The organism is Halomonas gemina, from assembly GCF_023554995.1.
GTDB lineage: Bacteria > Pseudomonadota > Gammaproteobacteria > Pseudomonadales > Halomonadaceae > Halomonas > Halomonas gemina.
This window is the reverse complement of the sequence record NZ_JAMJPK010000004.1, coordinates 54,833-71,370: the sequence shown is the minus strand read 5'-3', so window position 1 is coordinate 71,370 and position 16,538 is coordinate 54,833. Positions and strand designations below refer to the sequence as shown.

The 16,538-nt window shown below is 61.8% G+C and carries 17 protein-coding genes and 2 pseudogenes; 7 read left to right on the top strand and 12 right to left on the bottom strand.

Features of this window, described 5'->3' with window-relative positions:
- Nucleotide 1: 1 nt before the first annotated feature.
- The 3 genes from M8009_RS09660 to M8009_RS09650 form a co-directional block, all read right to left on the bottom strand.
- Nucleotides 2-1,357 carry an NADH:flavin oxidoreductase gene (locus M8009_RS09660; RefSeq protein WP_250060633.1) on the bottom strand — a complete coding sequence of 452 codons (1,356 nt, stop codon included), beginning with the start codon at nt 1,355-1,357 and terminating at the stop codon, nt 2-4.
- Complete coding sequence (locus M8009_RS09655; protein WP_250061194.1) at nt 1,354-2,262, bottom strand: hypothetical protein; 909 nt, start codon at nt 2,260-2,262, stop codon at nt 1,354-1,356. The genes M8009_RS09660 and M8009_RS09655 overlap by 4 nt, the downstream gene beginning before the upstream one ends.
- Before the next feature lie 62 nt (nt 2,263-2,324).
- The gene (locus M8009_RS09650) at nt 2,325-4,133 is read right to left on the bottom strand and encodes a peroxidase family protein (RefSeq protein WP_250060632.1); all 1,809 of its coding nucleotides are present in this window, start codon (nt 4,131-4,133) and stop codon (nt 2,325-2,327) included.
- A gap of 239 nt (nt 4,134-4,372) precedes the next feature.
- Between M8009_RS09650 and M8009_RS09645 the strand changes: the two genes are divergently transcribed.
- From M8009_RS09645 to M8009_RS09635, 3 genes are all read left to right on the top strand, one after another.
- Nucleotides 4,373-4,708, top strand: a complete 336-nt coding sequence (locus tag M8009_RS09645; protein WP_250060631.1) for a hypothetical protein — start codon at nt 4,373-4,375, stop codon at nt 4,706-4,708.
- 34 nt (nt 4,709-4,742) lie between these two features.
- Entirely contained in the window at nt 4,743-6,206 is a 1,464-nt protein-coding gene (locus M8009_RS09640; RefSeq protein WP_250060630.1) for a c-type cytochrome, read from the top strand.
- A 131-nt stretch (nt 6,207-6,337) separates the two neighbouring features.
- Nucleotides 6,338-6,982, top strand: a complete 645-nt coding sequence (locus M8009_RS09635) for a response regulator transcription factor (RefSeq protein ID WP_250060629.1) — start codon at nt 6,338-6,340, stop codon at nt 6,980-6,982.
- A 52-nt stretch (nt 6,983-7,034) separates the two neighbouring features.
- Here M8009_RS09635 and M8009_RS09630 read toward each other — a convergent pair.
- From M8009_RS09630 to M8009_RS09595, 9 genes and pseudogenes are all read right to left on the bottom strand, one after another.
- Nucleotides 7,035-7,888, bottom strand: a protein-coding gene (locus M8009_RS09630; RefSeq protein WP_250060628.1) for an IS5 family transposase whose coding sequence is annotated in 2 segments (ribosomal slippage) — nt 7,035-7,534 and nt 7,534-7,888 — 855 coding nt in all. Because the reading frame shifts where the segments join, the coding sequence is not laid out codon by codon here.
- A 76-nt stretch (nt 7,889-7,964) separates the two neighbouring features.
- Entirely contained in the window at nt 7,965-8,549 is a 585-nt protein-coding gene (locus tag M8009_RS09625) for an IS3 family transposase (RefSeq protein WP_250060627.1), read from the bottom strand.
- Between the two features lie 190 nt (nt 8,550-8,739).
- Entirely contained in the window at nt 8,740-9,042 is a 303-nt protein-coding gene (locus M8009_RS09620; RefSeq protein ID WP_250060626.1) for a YciI family protein, read from the bottom strand.
- A 131-nt stretch (nt 9,043-9,173) separates the two neighbouring features.
- Nucleotides 9,174-9,757, bottom strand: a pseudogene (locus tag M8009_RS09615) (NAD(P)-dependent oxidoreductase).
- A gap of 12 nt (nt 9,758-9,769) precedes the next feature.
- A complete protein-coding gene (locus tag M8009_RS09610) occupies nt 9,770-9,955 on the bottom strand; it encodes an NAD(P)-binding domain-containing protein (protein ID WP_430886903.1) in 186 nt (61 codons plus the stop codon).
- A complete protein-coding gene (locus M8009_RS19320) occupies nt 9,906-10,010 on the bottom strand; it encodes a hypothetical protein (RefSeq protein ID WP_430886908.1) in 105 nt (34 codons plus the stop codon). Before M8009_RS19320 ends, M8009_RS09610 begins: the two co-directional genes overlap by 50 nt.
- Before the next feature lie 113 nt (nt 10,011-10,123).
- A complete protein-coding gene (locus M8009_RS09605) occupies nt 10,124-10,903 on the bottom strand; it encodes an SDR family NAD(P)-dependent oxidoreductase (protein ID WP_250060623.1) in 780 nt (259 codons plus the stop codon).
- A 113-nt stretch (nt 10,904-11,016) separates the two neighbouring features.
- Nucleotides 11,017-11,901, bottom strand: a complete 885-nt coding sequence (locus tag M8009_RS09600; RefSeq protein WP_250060622.1) for a sugar phosphate isomerase/epimerase family protein — start codon at nt 11,899-11,901, stop codon at nt 11,017-11,019.
- 11 nt (nt 11,902-11,912) lie between these two features.
- Nucleotides 11,913-12,641 carry an SDR family NAD(P)-dependent oxidoreductase gene (locus M8009_RS09595; protein ID WP_250060621.1) on the bottom strand — a complete coding sequence of 243 codons (729 nt, stop codon included), beginning with the start codon at nt 12,639-12,641 and terminating at the stop codon, nt 11,913-11,915.
- Between the two features lie 367 nt (nt 12,642-13,008).
- Here M8009_RS09595 and M8009_RS09590 point away from each other — a divergent pair.
- The 4 genes and pseudogenes from M8009_RS09590 to M8009_RS09575 all read left to right on the top strand — a co-directional run bounded on the left by M8009_RS09590 (nt 13,009) and on the right by M8009_RS09575 (nt 16,537).
- Nucleotides 13,009-14,146 (top strand): annotated as a pseudogene (locus M8009_RS09590) (IS3 family transposase).
- Nucleotides 14,147-14,297: 151 nt separating this feature from the next.
- Nucleotides 14,298-15,386 carry a LacI family DNA-binding transcriptional regulator gene (locus M8009_RS09585; protein WP_250060620.1) on the top strand — a complete coding sequence of 363 codons (1,089 nt, stop codon included), beginning with the start codon at nt 14,298-14,300 and terminating at the stop codon, nt 15,384-15,386.
- A 111-nt stretch (nt 15,387-15,497) separates the two neighbouring features.
- Nucleotides 15,498-15,656 (top strand): transposase, encoded by a 159-nt coding sequence (locus M8009_RS09580; RefSeq protein WP_250060619.1) that lies wholly within the window; start codon nt 15,498-15,500, stop codon nt 15,654-15,656.
- A 65-nt stretch (nt 15,657-15,721) separates the two neighbouring features.
- Nucleotides 15,722-16,537, top strand: a complete 816-nt coding sequence (locus M8009_RS09575; protein WP_250060618.1) for a M15 family metallopeptidase — start codon at nt 15,722-15,724, stop codon at nt 16,535-16,537.
- Nucleotide 16,538 lies beyond the last annotated feature (1 nt).

The following is a 16,538-nucleotide window of genomic DNA, read 5'->3' as shown; positions in this document are numbered from 1 at the left end:
CTCACGGGGTGTGCGACGTCGACACCGGCGGCAACTGCAGCTCGGGCCGGGTCTCGTAGATGGCCATCAGGGACTCGAGCATGCGCTCGTGGTCGCCGCCGAAGCGCTCGAGCTCGTAGCAGCCCAGGGGATTCTTGGGTGCGTTGAGCAGGCACTTGTTGCAGAAGGTGCAGGGGTTCTCCGGCGCGTCGTGGCCCGCCTGCCACTGGCGGGGCAGGTCGGGGTTGGCGATCAGCGCCCGGGCACTGGAGACCGCATCGCAGGCGCCGGACTCGATGGCCTCGCGCACCAGGGAGGCACGCTGGTAGCCGCCGGTGCTGATCACCGGGATGGTCACCGCCGCACGGATGGCGCGCGCCTCGTCCAGGCCGATGCCCTCCACCTCGCGGCCGCGCCGGTGGCGGAACCACAGCCAGCGGAAGATCCCGCGCAACGCCGGGTAGCGAAACAGCAGGTAGTTGCGAAAGGTGTCGACCCCGGAGGAGAGCATGGCGTCGTAGGTGCTGGCGATGGTCTCGAAGGGGAAGTCCCCCGGCGGGTTCAGGGGGTGGGGGAAGAGGCTGCCCAGCGAGACGTGCAGGGCGTCGGCGCCGGCGGTCTCCGCCCAGCGGCACACCTGGACGGTCTCCGCCAGGCCGTTGCCCTTGCCCTCCCAAGGCAGCACGTCGTTGTGGTCCACGGCGCTGATCTTCACCTGCAGGTGGAAGTCCGGCCCTACCCGGTCGCGGATCGCCTCGATCACCTCCAGCAGGAAGCGTGCCCGGTTCATCAGCGAGCCGCCGTAGCGGTCGCGCCGGTCGTTGATCGCCGAGCTCAAAAACTGGGTGAAGAGGTAGCCGTTGGCGGCGTGCAGTTCCACGCCGTCGAGTCCTGCCTCCCGGGCGCGCCAGGCGCCGCGGGCGAAGGCCTCGACGGTGCGCTCGACCTCATGGCCACTCATCGCGCGGCACAGGAAGCCGTGCAGCGACTCCTTGTGACCGGTGGCGCTGGGCGCCCGCCGATGCTGGTTGTGCACCCCGGGCAGATCCATCTGCCGGCCGGAGTGGCTGAGCTGCAGGATGTACTTGCAGTCGAAGCGGTGCACCGCCTCGCCGAGGCGCTGCCAGAGGGGGATGAAGTCGTCGCGGTGGATGGTGGCGTAGCCGGCGACGATGCGTCCCTCCATCTGCACCGGCACGAAGGAGGAGAGGATGGCCCCCACCCCGCCGCGGGCGAAGCGGCACTCCCAGTTGATGCGGGTCTGGGTCAGGCTGCCGTCCTCGTTGTCGAAGCGCCCGGAGACGTTCGAACGCAGCAGGCGGTTCTTGATCTGGATGTTGCGCCACTTCAGCGGCGTGAAGATGACGTCCTCGCTCATGCGCCTCGCCCTCCGTGCCGCACCGCCATGGCCTGCTCCCAGACCGCCGTCAGCAGCGCCAGGAAGAAGCCCTGGGCCGGGCAGCGCGCCCAGCTCTCGCCCATGAAGGCCAGCTCGCGATCACCGCTCCCCCGGGCGGCATCCGCCAGGCGCAGCACCACCAGGTCGTCGGGTTCCAGCCGGCGCGGCGCGCAGGGCGTCGACAGCGGCATCCGTACCCGCCGCAGCAGCGTCTCCGGCGGGCGGAGGCAGCGGCCCAGCACCGCCTCCCGGGTGAGCCCCGGTGCCAGAGACGAGGCGGCCAGCTCGCGCATCGCCGCCAGCGACGCCACCAGGTTGTGCACGGCGATGGCGGTGGCGTGCAGGGCCAGCGGCTCGTTTCCGGCGCGCTCGGCGAGCAGCCGCCGGGCACGGCGCAGGCGCCCGGTGACCCGTTGGCCCAGGGCGCGCAGGGCGTTCACCCGGGGATAGGCGTCGAGCAGCCGGGCGGCGGCGTAGCTCGCCGCATCGGCGCGGTAATCGTCGCGGAACAGCCGCCCCAGCAGCCCCTGGGCGGCGGGTCCCAGCGACTCGGCCTCGGCCTGGCCGGCCACCGCCTCCACCAGGGTCTTGAAGGCCGGGTCCCGACCCCAAGCCGATGCCTCGGCGCGCTCGTCGAGGCGCCGACCCAGCTCGGCGTGGCGCGACGCGCGTCCCTCCGTCTCACGGGCCAGCAAGGCGGGCAGCGGCTCACCGTCGAATTCGAAGGCCTGGCGCAGGCGGGCCAGGCGCCATCGATTGATCAGCCCGCCGGTGGGCGCCAGATGGCGGTCGAGGCGCGGCTCGGCATCCAGCCGGCGGATCTCCCTGGCGTCGCTCACCTCCAGCAGGTTGACGAGACCGGGAATGCTCAGGCGCCTGGCCATGGTACCTCCCTCTCCGTGCGTGCTAGCCGCGCGACCCTGGCCACGAGACCTATTGACGAGACCTATTTACGAGACCAGGGGAAGAAGACGTTGCGCACCCCTTCCATCCGCGGCGCCAGCTCCGGGAAATGGCGGGCGATGACGGTGCGCAGGCTGTTGTCGTCGATCCAGGCCATGCCCGCCCGGGTATAGACCTCGGGGGTGTAGTCGTCGGTGAAGAAGCGATCGCTCTTGAGGCGCCGCGAGGCCATCAGGATGAAGATGCGAAAGGCGGTGTCGCTGAAGGCGAAGCCGGGCGGCGGGGTCTCGGCGAGGCAGCCGGTAAGCAGGTCGACCTGCTCCACGTCGCCGTAGACCTCCTCCAGCTCGCGCTGCCACTTGGGGTCGTCGGTGAGCTCGGCAAAGCTCGCCGGTGCCGGCATGTCGATCAGCCGGCGGAAGCGACAGTAGCGCGGCACCCCGCGCTCGCGGTCGCGCAGCACATCGATGGTGGCCAGGTCGATGGTGCGTTCGTGGGGGGCCTGCTTGGCATGCTGCTGCAGGTGGCGCGGGAAGTTGTGCAGCACCAGCGCCCCGGGGTGGCTGGTGGCCAGCGAATAGAGCGCGTCGGCCAACGGCACCTCGTCGTAGAGCGCCTGGGTGCGCGAGCCGGCCACCTCGGTCAGGCCGCAGGCCTTGAGCGGGCCATCGTCGGTCTGGCGACGGAAGTCGAAGTCGTCGGGCACCAGCGGGTGCATGCGGTAGACGGCGCTGAACTCTTCGGTGATGGCGTAGGGCGCGGCGTGGTGATCCACCGGCGAGCCGACGATGCCGCTGAACAGTTCGCTGTCGCTGACCCGGCCGCGGCTGCGGTAGAAGTGCTCGTCGAGGATGCCCCACCAGTTGGCACGCATGCCCAGGCGCAGCTCCGGGGTATCGAGCAGGGCCGGCGTCCACTCCACGGTGTGGATCTTGGCGATCAGGGCGGCATTGATCAGCCGTGCCTTCTGGAACAGCCATTCGCCGTCGCGGTCCGGATACTCGATTCGCAGCCGGTCGACGATGGCGTTGTGCTCCCGGGCGAAGAGGGTGTGCATCAGCGACAGCCCCACCCACCAGTTGCCGTTGACCCCCGCCAGCTCGATGCCGTGCTCGTCGCGGGGCAGGTGGCCGTCGGGGCGCAGGTAGAGCTTGCCGTCGGGCAGCAGCTCGCCGCTCTCTGGGTCGCTGCGCACCAGGCGCTGGCGCTTGAGGCTGCTGCCGTAGATCTGCGAGCCGTCCCACCACTGGGTCTCGGTGTTGAGGAAGGTCTCCGGATAGCCCTCGTCGGCGGTGCCGCGGGTCGAGTCGCGGCGCGAGCGAAGCACCGTCATGCGCTCCCAGGGCCAGTCATCGTCCTCGTCGAGGGGGATCTCGTGGGGTGTCGCCTCGGCGTCGTTGCTGCCATGGCTGAACCAGTCGTGGACCATGAACTGCAGCCAGGCAGGCACCAGGACGTTCAGGGTGGTGGCCGGCGTGAAGCTCTCGCGGGTCATCAGCCGGCGGCTCACCACCCGCGGGCTCGGCGTCATCAGCGCCTCGCCGGTCTCGGCGAAGGTCTCGGCGATGGGCACGTTGCGCCCGAAGCGGGTATGCGCCTTGCCCATGCAGGGGGCCGCCAGGTCGTTGTAGCTGCCGTCGGCGGTGCGGCAGCCGCGCACGTCGAAGTCGCCCTTGTCGGGGTCCGGCGGGCGCTCGCGTTCGGTGTCGTGGAGGTTATGCCAGCGCAGGTTGCCGCGCAGGGCGACGAGGTTGAGGACGGCAACCGGGAAGGGAAACCTGTACCACTGGCGGCGTCGATTGATGCGCCGGAAGAGGCGACCGAGCAGGCCGCTGCCGCGTTGTCCGAACATGGGAATCCTCCCCGGTAGACGTCGTCGCTGAGATCAGGACGCGGGCATTGCCCCTTGCCGGTTTTCGCCTCATCGAGGCATGAGTTACCTCAACCCCCCAGGCTGAACGTGACCCTACTGCAAGTGACAACTAACCTTTAGCACAGGGTTTCTCCCCCCTCAATGAAGGTCGCGCCCCGTCTCACGGGGCCCAAGGAGGATGCTTGGCTGAGGGTCGCTACGCGACAGGATTCCGCCTCATGGTACTGCTGGGCGTGGTGGCCAACCTGGTCCTGGCGGTACCCGCGGTCTTCGCCCCCAATGCGGTGATCTCACTGGTGGGCGCGGCGCCGGTAGCCGAGACGGTGTGGCCCGCCTTCGCCGGCTGGCTGCTGATCCTGCTCAGCCTGTTCTACCTGCCGGCGGCCGTCGATCCCGACCGCTACCGGGTCATCGCCATGCTGACGGTGCTGGCCCGCTTCGCCGGCGTCACGTTCTTCACGCTGCTGTATCCACAACTCCTGCTGCTCGCCCTGTTCGACCTGTTCTTCGGCGTCACCCAGGGCATGCTGCTGCTGGCGCTCGGCCGACGCTGAGCGGTGTCTTCGACTCTTTCGGGAGGAAGCGGTCATGGCTCGCAAGGATCACGCCCACCCCAAGTCCCGTCGCTGGCTCACCTGGCTGGCCCTGCTGCTGGTGCTTGGCGCCGCGGTGGCGGCGGCCGGCTGGTACAAGCTGTTCCGCGAGGAGCCCCAGCACTTCGACAGCGTCGAGGCCTACTACCGCTACGGCTCCATCGGCACCGAGCCGGAGGAGGGCCTGCCCTACTGGGTCTGGCGCGTGCTCCCGGACGTCTTCCCGCAGCATCTGCCGGGCGATGGGGAGGACGCTGGCTACGCCGCCCTAGGCGCGGTCTGGGAAGAAGGCGAACCCACGCCGGTGGGATTCTCGCTGAAGACCATCGGCTTCCCGCGCGTCGGCATCAACTGCGCGGCCTGCCATACCGCCACCTACCGCACGGCAGCGGACGGCGAGCGCCGCATCGTGCCCGCCGGCCCCCACCAGACCTTCGACCCCCAGGCCTACCTACGCTTCCTGGGCGACGCCGCCGCCGACCCGGACTTCACCGCCGACACCCTGCTGGCGGCCATTCGGGAGGAGACCGAACTTTCCTGGCTCGACCGCCTGCTCTACCGTTTCCTGATCATCCCGCGCACCCGCGACGGGCTGCTCGAGCAGGCCGAGCGCTTCAGCTGGACCGAGGACCGGCCACGCTGGGGACCGGGGCGCATCGATCCCTTCAACCCGGTGAAGTTCCACCCCGACCTGCTCGCCCTGGACCCCGCCGAGGACGACACCATCGGCAACTCCGACATCATGCCGCTGTGGGCCCTGGACGAGCAGGAGGGCTACGCCCTGCACTGGGACGGGCTCAACGACTTCATCACCGAAGTCGTGCTCAGCGGCGCCATCGGCGACGGCGCCCGCCCCGACTCCCTGCCGGTGGAGGCGCTGGGCGAACTGGAGGCCTACCTGCGCGACCTGGCGCCGCCGCCCTACCCCTTCGACACCCGGGACGACCAGATGGCCTCGCGGGGCGAGGTGCTCTTCGAGGAGACCTGCGCGAGCTGCCACGGCCCCGAAGGGGCACGCACTGGCACGGTAATCCCGCAGTCGGAGGTGGGCACCGATCGCCACCGCCTGGCGATGTGGACCGCCGAGGCCGCCGAGCGCTACAACGCCTATGCCGAGGAGTACCCCTGGGACTTCGACGCCTTCGTCAAGACCGACGGCTACGTGGCCAAGCCGCTGACCGGCATCTGGCTACGTGCGCCCTACCTGCACAACGGCTCGGTGCCCACGGTGGAGGACCTGCTGCGTCCCGCCGGGGAGCGCCCCGAGGTATTCCACCGCGGCTATGACGTCTATCACCCCGAGCGCCTGGGCTTCATCCACGAGGGCGAGGCAGCCGAGCGGCATGGCTTCCGCTACGATACCCGCCAGCCCGGCAACAGCAATGTCGGCCACGAGTACGGCACCGAGTTGCCGGCAGAGGATCGTGATGCGCTGGTCGAGTACCTCAAGACCCTCTAGCCGGATGCGGGCAGGCAGGCTGAGGCATGGCGGCGGAAGTCGAATACGGTTCCGGGGGCGCCACCTTTGCCGCTACACTGCGGGCAGCATCCACTCTGGCCACCCGACGTCGGCCACACCCCGAGGCCCCCGTGACCGAGCCCCCCTCCTCCTGCATCGCCATCGTCGACGACGACCAGGCCCTGCGCGACTCGCTGGCCTGGCTGCTCGATTCCGTGGGCCTGACATCCTGTGCCTATGCCGATGGCGAGGCCTTCCTGTCCGCTGACCCCGTGGGCTTCGATGCCCTGCTGCTGGATGTGCGCATGCCAGGCCTCTCAGGCCTGCAGGTGCAGCAGCGCCTCAACGAGCTCGAGCATGCGCCACCGGTGATCTTCATGACCGGCCACGGCGATGTGCCCATGGCGGTCTCGGCGCTGAAGGCCGGCGCCTTCGACTTCATCGAGAAGCCCTTCAACCCCCAGCAGCTGATCGACACCGTCCAGCAGGCACTCGCCGAGCACCGGCGCCGCCGGGAGGCCCGGCAGCGCCTGGCCGGGCTGCAGGCACGTTACGCCGCCCTGCGCCCCAAGGAGCAGCGGATCCTGGTCCATGTGGCCGAGGGGATGACTAGCCGACAGATCGCCGAGCACCTGGGCATCAGCGCCAAGACGGTGGAAGTCTATCGGCTGCGTGCCATGAAGGCCCTGGGGGCCGCCAACCTCGCCGAACTGGTGCGGCTGTGCGTGGCCCTGGGACTGGTGGAGACGCTGCCCGATGGGGCCTCCCCTGCCTGATCATTGTCCGTTCCGTGCGCCTGGCAGTGCCCTCCGGACCCTCTAGGTTTTCCTAGGTTCTGTCTGGAAAGTCGGCACGTAAGCATCGATCTATGCAGGCCAGGCATACCATCGCTTTGAAGCTGCTGGCCAACTTGTCGTAGCGGGTGCAGACGCGACGCAGCTCTTTGATCCAGCCGAAACAGCGCTCGATGATGTTTCGTTCTCGATAGCGGGGTTTGTCGAAGCCCCTTGGGGCGCCAGGTCGTGGCTTTCGCTTCATCTTGCGCCGAGCAATGATCGGCTTCATGTGGTGCCGGTCGCAGTAGCGTCGAAGCGGATCGCTGTCATAGCCCTTGTCCGCCACGATGTGGCGACAGCGCTTACGTGGTCTGCCCCTGCTTCCAGGCAGATGAACATGTTCCATGGCGGGGATGAAGTGGCGTGTATCCGAGTCCTGCCCGGGCGAGAGCGTGAAGGTCAACGGCCAACCATGCCGATCACAGACCATGTGGATCTTGGTCGTCAGACCGCCTCGGCTGCGGCCCAAGGCATGGTCTACGGGCTCTTGGTATCCCCCTTTTTGCCGCCCCCAGAGGCGGCACGGGTGGCGCGGATCGATGTCGAATCGATCATCCAGGTGTCCAGGTCCATCAGACCATCCTCGCGCAAGCGGAGTTGGAGGCGCGCCAGAATAGCCTCGAAGGTGCCGTCATCGCGCCACTGACGAAAGCGGTCATAGACTGTCTTCCACGGGCCGTAGCGTTCTGGCAGATCGCGCCACTTGGCGCCCGAGCAGAGGATCCAGAAAATACTGTTCAGCACCTGGCGATCATCGCGGCTGGGGCGCCCCGTTCTCTGCGGCGGCGACACGATGTCCTCAATAAGGGCCCAGCCGTTGTCGGAGATCTCGTAGCGTCCTGCCATGGCTCACCTATGCTGCTGCGGCATCGACGACATTAGCAGATTCGACTTTTCGGACAAAACCTAGTTTCTGCACACCCTACGCCGCTAATGTCGGGTGTGCTCGGGGTGCCACATAGCCCAAGGACTGATGTGGTCGCTCTTCGTTGTAGTACCGGATCCAGCGGCTGATCAGCGCTCGGGCCTGCCCCAGCGACTCGAACCGATGCTGCCAGATGCATTCTTCCTTCAAGGATCGGAAGAAGCGCTCGACGAGCCCGTTTTGCTCTGGGGTGTAGGGCGTCGTGAACTCCTGGCAGAGACCGTAGGCCTTCACCGTTGTCGTGTAGTTACGGCTGCTGAAGACGGGGCTGTTGTCTGAGCGCAGGGCCAGCGGTTGATGAATACGGCCCAGTACGCCGAACCGATGCACCAGGGCTTCTTCCAGTGCCGCTTCAGCGGTCTTGCTGCTGCCGTTGTCCGATAATCGCCAGCCGAGGATCTCCCTTGTGCAGCAGTCGATGATCACCGCCAGGCTGGCCCGCCGATCCTTGCCGCACCACACATGCGTCAGATCGGTGGCCCAGCGCTCATCCGGCCGTGACGCGCTACAGGGTCGGTGATCATAAAAAATCCAGCATGCATTTTTTAAAGTTTTATGTTCCGTAGACTTCCTCACCAACATCGAATGTATTAACGATGAAAACGGCCATCAGACTACTATTAACCTGGCGGACAAATAGCTTCTCCTATTTGTTCGTCGCCCCACCAAATCAGGCGCAAGTGCGCGAACTTTCTGGCTTTGGCGGGGCTCGCATTGACCGAATGGCCAATGTCGACGCATCCCTGCATCGATCTATCATCCCCCCCCCGGGTTAATAAGACACCGATGACATATTGTCTACGCGCTTATTAAAAGGCTGGATATCAATCCTTTGCCAGATTCCAGCTTTGTAGAACGGATCATTGCAGTTGAAGACTCGAACCTCTTCAAGGCTATCAGCCTCAACCAGAAAGAAACTGCCTTTCATGGTTTCGTGATCACTCTCATCGACGAGCGGGCCCGATATCAGCACCTGAATAGGATTACCTTCCAGGTAAGCTTTATGAGCGTCAAGGCTTTCCAGCCTCTTGCTCAAGTGAGTAGGCTTATCTTGACAGTAAACGATATAAAGCATTAATTTATTCCTGATCGAATATTCTACTTAGAAAAACCTTACCTGGTTACCAAAAAAGTGACTGCCATTTTGTTTTGATTCTCTTTATCCGCAGATGACGCAGATTTAAAATTGATAACGGAATGTCCGAGTTACTTCTCTGAAATGAATTTAACCATTGCCGCCATATCTCGATCGGCGTATCCATGCTCCGATGCGCTGACCAGTTGGCTGTGCGTCACTTCAGACTGGAGCATGCCAACTCCATGCTTTTCAGCCAATGCCAGCGCTAAGCCCATATCTTTTTGGCCAGGGCCACCGTAAAACTCACAGGATCATTACATTCGTCCAGATACAGGTTTTTCCGGTATCTCAAACTGGGTGCCGCCGCCGCAGAGCTCTCAATAACCCGAAACGCGTCTTCCGCTTTGATGCCTGCGGATGACGCAAGCGCCATCGACTCTGCCAGACACTGGTTAATGCCATGAATCAGCATATTGACCGACAGCTTCATCACACAACCGGCACCGGGATTATTCAAAGGAATCACATCACCGCTCAATGGCTCAAACACCGGTGAAAGCGCCGCGACTTCATCGCTCGTCGCGCCCGCCATGATGAGCAACGTGCCTTCAGTGGCTGCCTGATTCGTACCGGATACCGGGGCATCGATGACTCTGTGTCCTGCCGCTTTCTCGCGCAGGGTTTCTAAATGATCCGGACTGATCGTGCCCATTTCAATAAAAATTCACCGATGATTTCCATCGGTTTCATCCAGCTTGGCAAACAGCCCATCTTCACCAAAATGAACGGTGTCTGATGCCTGATCATCGGCCAGCATCGTGATGACCACATCGCACTGCGATGGCAGTTGGCAAGGCGCATCAACATATGCTGTGTTGTACTGCTGCGCAAACGAGTGAGACCTTTTCATGGCTACGGTTCCAAACGACCAGCTCGTGATTGCTTGCCGCCAGGTTAGCGGCCATCGGCCACCCCATTCGTCCAAGTCCTGAAAATCCATTTCTCATCTAAAATATTCCTCATGTAGACATTGCCAGCATTTTTTGCAGGGATACAAAAATCAGGGCACTCAATAGCTTTAGTGCATCTCTCTTCCACCGGAAACATTCAATGTACTACCGGTGATAAAGCTTGCTTCATCAGAAGCCAGAAACGCCACCGCGTTTGCAATATCAGAGGGTTGAGCTACGCGTCCCAGAGGGGTCTGCTTGATAAACTTCTCGTACAACTCTTCTTCGTATGATCGATTATTCAATTCAGCCGTTCCTGAAACACTCTGCTTGATCAGATCCGTCTCGACAGCTCCTGGGCATACGGCGTTTACTGTAATATTCGATTCACCCAACTCAAGTGCAATTGACTGTGTAAAGCCAATCACACCAAATTTCGTTGTGCAATAAGGGCTTGTATATGCTTCCCCAGTTTTTCCCGCCATGGACGAAATATTCACGATGCGCCCATATTTCTGGTCTAACATCCTTTTAACGGCGGCTTGCGTAGAAAGAAATACGCCTTTAAGGTTCAATGACATAAGAAAATCCCATTTTTCAACTGGGTAGTCCTGAATTGAGCCCTTAATGTCCGTGCCTGCATTATTGACAAGTATATCGATTCTACCGAATTCGTTGACGGCTTCGGCTATCATATTTTCTGATTCTTCCACTGAAGTAACGTCCGCCCTGATGCAAATAGCCTCGCCGCCTATTTCCCTGATGAGCCGTAAGGTCTCGTCCGCACCAGTCATGTCGATATCAGCAATGGCAACTTTGGCGCCTTCTTCTGCGAGCTTTATACAGATCCCTCGACCTATTCCGCTACCACCACCAGTGACGACTCCCGTTTTATTTTTCAATCTCATAATTCTTCTCCTGAAATTTGTGTTGATCCGGCTGTCTAGATTTCATAGCTCAACTTGGCTGTTGGTTGAGCCGGGCCAAGTCTTCGCGGCTATCTAAAATCCTATATTGACTCTTAGTCTTGGCCGCGCGCGATTTTGAAGCAGTGTTCGGCTGACGCGTAGGCCACTGTCAGTGCCTCTTCAACCGGACGGGCACGATGGGTATTGGAAATAATTTCGACTCCCCATGGTCCGTCAAATCCAATCTGGTCGATAGCACGGATAAAGCCGGGTACGTCAGCATCTCCTTCACCACAGAGCTCACGATTGTTGATGGTGTCCTCGAAGAGTGATCCGATGACCTTCGCCCTGGCATCAGCAAGCTCTACTGCAAAAAGGGACTTTCCGGGAACAATGTCTGCCATAACGGCGTAGTCCATGCCGGACCTGTAAACATGCCAGATGTCGAGCAGAAGCCCCCCATTGGGGTGGTCAACATCGCTTACCAGACTGACAATGCTTTCCACGGTCGGAAAGTAGGAATATGGGGCGCTCTCGATAGCGACCCGGGCACCGTGAGCGGCTGCCTGTTCACACAACTGTGCCCAGCTCTCTCGCATGCCTTCCGGTTCGACGGGATCTCCCAGAATTCCGGGTCCAACCTTTATATGGCGCGCATTGAGTGGCTCCACAGCTGCCAACAGGTCGGCACGAACTCGATCGGAGTCTGTGCGGCGTTTGCCAACTGTCCACCAGTCCAACAGATACTCAAGCTCAACATGCTTAATGCCGTTGTCGTCCAGCATTCGATGAAGGTCTTGGTAGCCAATGGTTTCGCGGGCCTGCACCAGATCTGCGTGCAAAAGCCCAAAACCGCGCCAACCTGCTTTGCCGGCGGTCTCGATGCGCCTTCTAAGATCAACCGGACTTGGGGTTTTGCCGCCTCGTGCATCGGCGTTCCCCCCCGCTGTCCAGCAAGAGGCGATAAGATCAGGAACGGTGGGTCTATCTGTGTTCATATATTTGATCCTCAGACCGTTGTGAATCCGCCGTCGACCAGCAGCTGAATCCCGGTTATGAAAGAGGCGTCGTCCGAAGCGAGGAAGGCGATAGCCGAGGCCACTTCACTGGCGAGACCGGCGCGACCCATGGGTGTTTTGTCGATCAGACCCTGGGTAATGCCGGCGTCCTGGGCTTCCGTCATGGGCGTCCAGATGAAGCCAGGATGCACCGAATTCACCCGTACACCGCGACCCGCGTAGGTTGCCGCAGCATTCTTGGTGATCATGGTCACGGCGCCTTTTGAGGCTTGATACGCTGCCACTCCCGGGGTCCCGATAATGCCCCACATCGAAGAGACGTTCACAATGGAGCCCGTGCTTCGTTCGATCATTGAGGGGAGTACCGCCTGCATGCCAAAGAAAACACTGTTTTGATTGAGCATGATCACGCGATCCCAATCCGCCCTGGATGTATCTGCCAAGTCGGCATATGAGCCCACTCCCCCTGCGTTGTTCACCAGGACATCCACGGGGCCGGCATCAGCCACCACACGCTCAACATTCTCCTGCCATTGCTGCGGCGAGGTGACATCACAGGCGATCCACTGAATCCCCTCGGTCTCTTCAGTGGGTTCGGCGATGTCAAAGGCGAAGACACTGGCGCCCTCTGTGGCAAGGCGTCGCGCGGTCGCCAGCCCGATCCCCTGAGCAGCGCCGGTAACTATGCAGACATGCTCCTTAAGTCGTTCGTTGGTCACGGTGATGCCTCCTTATTTTTAGTTGTGATCGGTCAGCTCAGTTTCATTCCGTGCCAAAGACATGCAAACGTTTGCATTTTTTTGGCCAAACAGAGGCCCTTTCCCAATCGCCTGACGGCTATTTCCAGCAGGCAGACAGATCTATGGGCTTTTCCGCAGAAACCCAACGCAAGGCAACCCTGCGGGCAACAGACCTTCAATGAAAGTTTAATAAAACCATCATGTGATGTTTATCAAATCATTTGACCGAAAGCTATCACCTCAATTTGGCGACGTCAACCCTGCTTTTGAAGCAAAAATCTGAAGTGGTCCCCGAAATTCGGACCAGGCGCTAAGCTCTGTTCAGACCGACCAGGAGAGCCTGATCATGAGCAAGGTACGTCGGCACTACAGCAGTGAGTTCAAGGCCAAGGTGGCCCTCGCCGCCCTCAAGGGCGACCAGACGACTTCGGAGTTGGCCGCCCGCTTCGAGGTGCACCCGTCCATGGTGAGCCAGTGGAAGCGCGAGTTGCTGGACAACGCCGCTAATCTCTTCGACGGCAAGAGCGGCAAGGCGGCCCAGAAGAGCCAGGAGGAGATCGACACCCTCTATCGCGAGATCGGTAAGCTGACGGTGGAACGCGATTTTTTAGCTCGCAGGCTCGATCGTTGAGCCGGGCACAACGCCTGGCCATGGTCGAGCCGCCATCCCCTGCCACCCCAAGTCTGCGTCGGCAGTGCCAACTGCTCGGCATCAGCCGTTCGTCGCTGTACTACCAGCGCCGCGAGCTGCTGCCCGAGGATCTGGCGCTGATGCGCCTGATCGACGAGCAGTACCTGCGGACGCCCATCTACGATTCGCGCCGGATGACGGTCCATCTCAACCGCCTTGGCCACCGGGTCAACCGCAAGCGGGTCCCTCGTCTGATGCGCCAGATGGGGCTGCACGCCGTCTACCCGCGGCCCCGCACCAGCCTGCCGGGCAAGTGACACCGGATCTATCCCTACCGGTTGCGTGGGCTGACCATCGACCGGCCGAACCAGGACTGGGCGACCGACATCAGCTATCTCCCGCTGGCCCGCGGGTTCATGTACCTGGTGGCCGTAATGGACTGGCACAGCCGCCGTGTGCTGTCCTGGCGGGTCTCCAATACTCTGGACACGGACTTCTGCGTCGACGCCCTGGAGGAGGCGCTGGCGCGCCATGGACCACCCGAGATCTTCAACACCGACCAAGGTTGCCAGTTCACCAGCGAGGCCTTCACCCGCGTACTGGAAGCCCATGGCGTGGCGATCAGCATGGACGGCAAGGGCTGCTACCAGGACAACATCTTCGTGGAGCGGCTGTGGCGCAGCGTGAAGTACGAGTGCGTGTACCTGGCGGCGTTCGAGTACGGCGCTCATCTGAAGCGAGCGTTGAGGGACTACTTCGCGTGGTACAACCGGGAGCGACACCCCACCAAGGACTGGACGATGCGACACCCGATGAGGTGTACTTCCCGCAACCACTGACCCAGGCGGCCTGACGTCTATGACCTATCGGATCAGAGCTTAGATGACCTGTCAGGTGGTCCGAAGGATGGGGACCACTTCAATCACCAGAAAGCCCGGAACTCATTGCCATCGAATGATGGTTTTCCTATCATTCCTATAGCAATCGGATCGAAAGGAAAAAAAGTGACGAGCACACGTGCAAAGAAAGCAACGCTGAAAGATGTGGCCAAGACCGCGGGGGTGAGCATCGCAACGGTCGATCGCGTCATGAACAACAGGGCAAAGGTGAGGCCGGAAACCAAGAGATTGATCTTAGATACTTATCAGAAGCTTTTATCAACATCGGCGATGGAATTAAAGGGGCAACCTTCGACGTCCGTAAGGGCTCTCCGTTTTGATTTTGTCTTGGAATCAAGCAAACCCTTTGTCGACTCCATAATAGCTTCGGTAAGGCATAACGCGCCCTTATTCAAGGACTTTGACATCAGCCTCCACACCCATGAGGTGCCTGTCCCTTTTGTCCTTGAGGAGTTCACACGGCGACTTGATATGGCCTCTAAAGGATCGGATGGCATTGTGCTGGTTTGCAGAGAAGACCCCGCAATCACCGCTTGCGTGAACGCCTTGTCAAAACGGGGAGTTCCTGTGGTCTGCCTGACAACGGATATCGCTGATGCTGTACGACTGGGATATGTTGGAATCAATCACGTCAGCGCGGGAAAAACGGCTGGCAGCTTACTGGGCCAGTTTATCGGGTCTCAGTCAGGAGAGCTTATCTTACTGCTAACTGGCTCATTTCGTTGCCAATACGAGCGGGAGCTTGGCTTCAGAAGCATCATTAGGGAAGCCTATCCAAACCTCAGCGTTCGAGAAGTCTATGCCAGCCAAGAAACCAACGACGACTGCTTTGCAAATCTAACCCACGCGTTCAAAACAACCGCGAATAAACCGCTTGGTATCTATAATACCGGAGGAGGAACGCGGGGAGTTGCTAACGCCATTACGTCAATGGGATGGGACCACAAAGTACTCTTTGTTGGGCATGAACTCAACGATACCTCTTTGGAGCTAATGACAACAAACCGCATGACTGCAGTCATAGGTCAAGACACCAAATCAGAGGTCGCCATTGCTATCAACGCACTTCTACACCATCACAAAATCACCAGCACTCCACCCTCGTTCACTCCGACAGCTCCATTGGTTTTCCTGAAAGAAAACATTGGCCCGCTGATATCCGATAGCTTTCCCATGTTCTACGGAAAACCATGAGATATACCGCGCACCGGATCAAAAACTGCGAACCGGAACCGGAACTGAAGTGGTCCCCGAAATTCGGACCAGGCGCTAAGCTCTGATCAGACCGACCAGGAGAGCCTGATCATGAGCAAGGTACGTCGGCACTACAGCAGTGAGTTCAAGGCCAAGGTGGCCCTCGCCGCCCTCAAGGGCGACCAGACGACTTCGGAGTTGGCCGCCCGCTTCGAGGTGCACCCGTCCATGGTGAGCCAGTGGAAGCGTGAGTTGCTGGACAACGCCTAGACTGAAGGTGGAGAACGCGGCCGCAACGACCGCCGCGCCGAGACCTGTGCAGGGGAGATCACGACATGAACAGGACCGCCGTCCGGACCCTCCAGCGGTTTCTCGCGGACAATGACCGCTACCGGGGCAAGATCGACGGTATTCGCGGACCGAAGACCCGCGGCGCCGTGGATGCCGCCCTCCAGACCCATGCCGACCGGCTCCCGGACGGTGCCGCCCGCTGGAGCGACCGACGGCGCGCCATCGCCTGCCTGCAGCTCGCCTGTCGCGAGAAGCGTATCGAGGTCGGGCCCATCGACGGCCTGTGGGGCCCCCAGACCGAGTATGCGGCGGACGTCCTGGCCACGCTCCAGGAGACCGGCAGCAAGCCCGCCCCCTGGCGCGACCAGCAGCCGCTGGACGCGAATCCCAACGGCTGGTACCGGGAGGCCGAGCTCGAACAGGCGCTGGGCTCGCCGACCCGCAAGCCGCCGATGGTGGTCGTGCCCTGCCCCTGGACGCTGGCGCTGGCCTGGGACCTCAACACCTGCCCAAGTGGCATTGGCTGCCACGAGCAGGTCGCCGACAGCCTGGCCCGCATCCTGGACCGGGTGCATGACCACTACGGCCCGCAACGCCTCAAGGAGCTGGGCCTGCACCGTTATGGCGGTTGCTACAACAAGCGGCGCAAGCGTGGCGGCACCCGCTGGTCGACCCATGCCTGGGGCCTGGCCATCGACTGGGACCCGGCCCATAACAAGCTCAAGTGGGGGCGCGACCGGGCACGCCTGGCCCGGCCGGAATATGACACCTGGTGGCGCCTCTGGGAGGAAGAGGGGTGGGTCAGCCTGGGGCGCACGCGTAACTTCGACTGGATGCACGTGCAGGCGGCCAGGCTCTGAC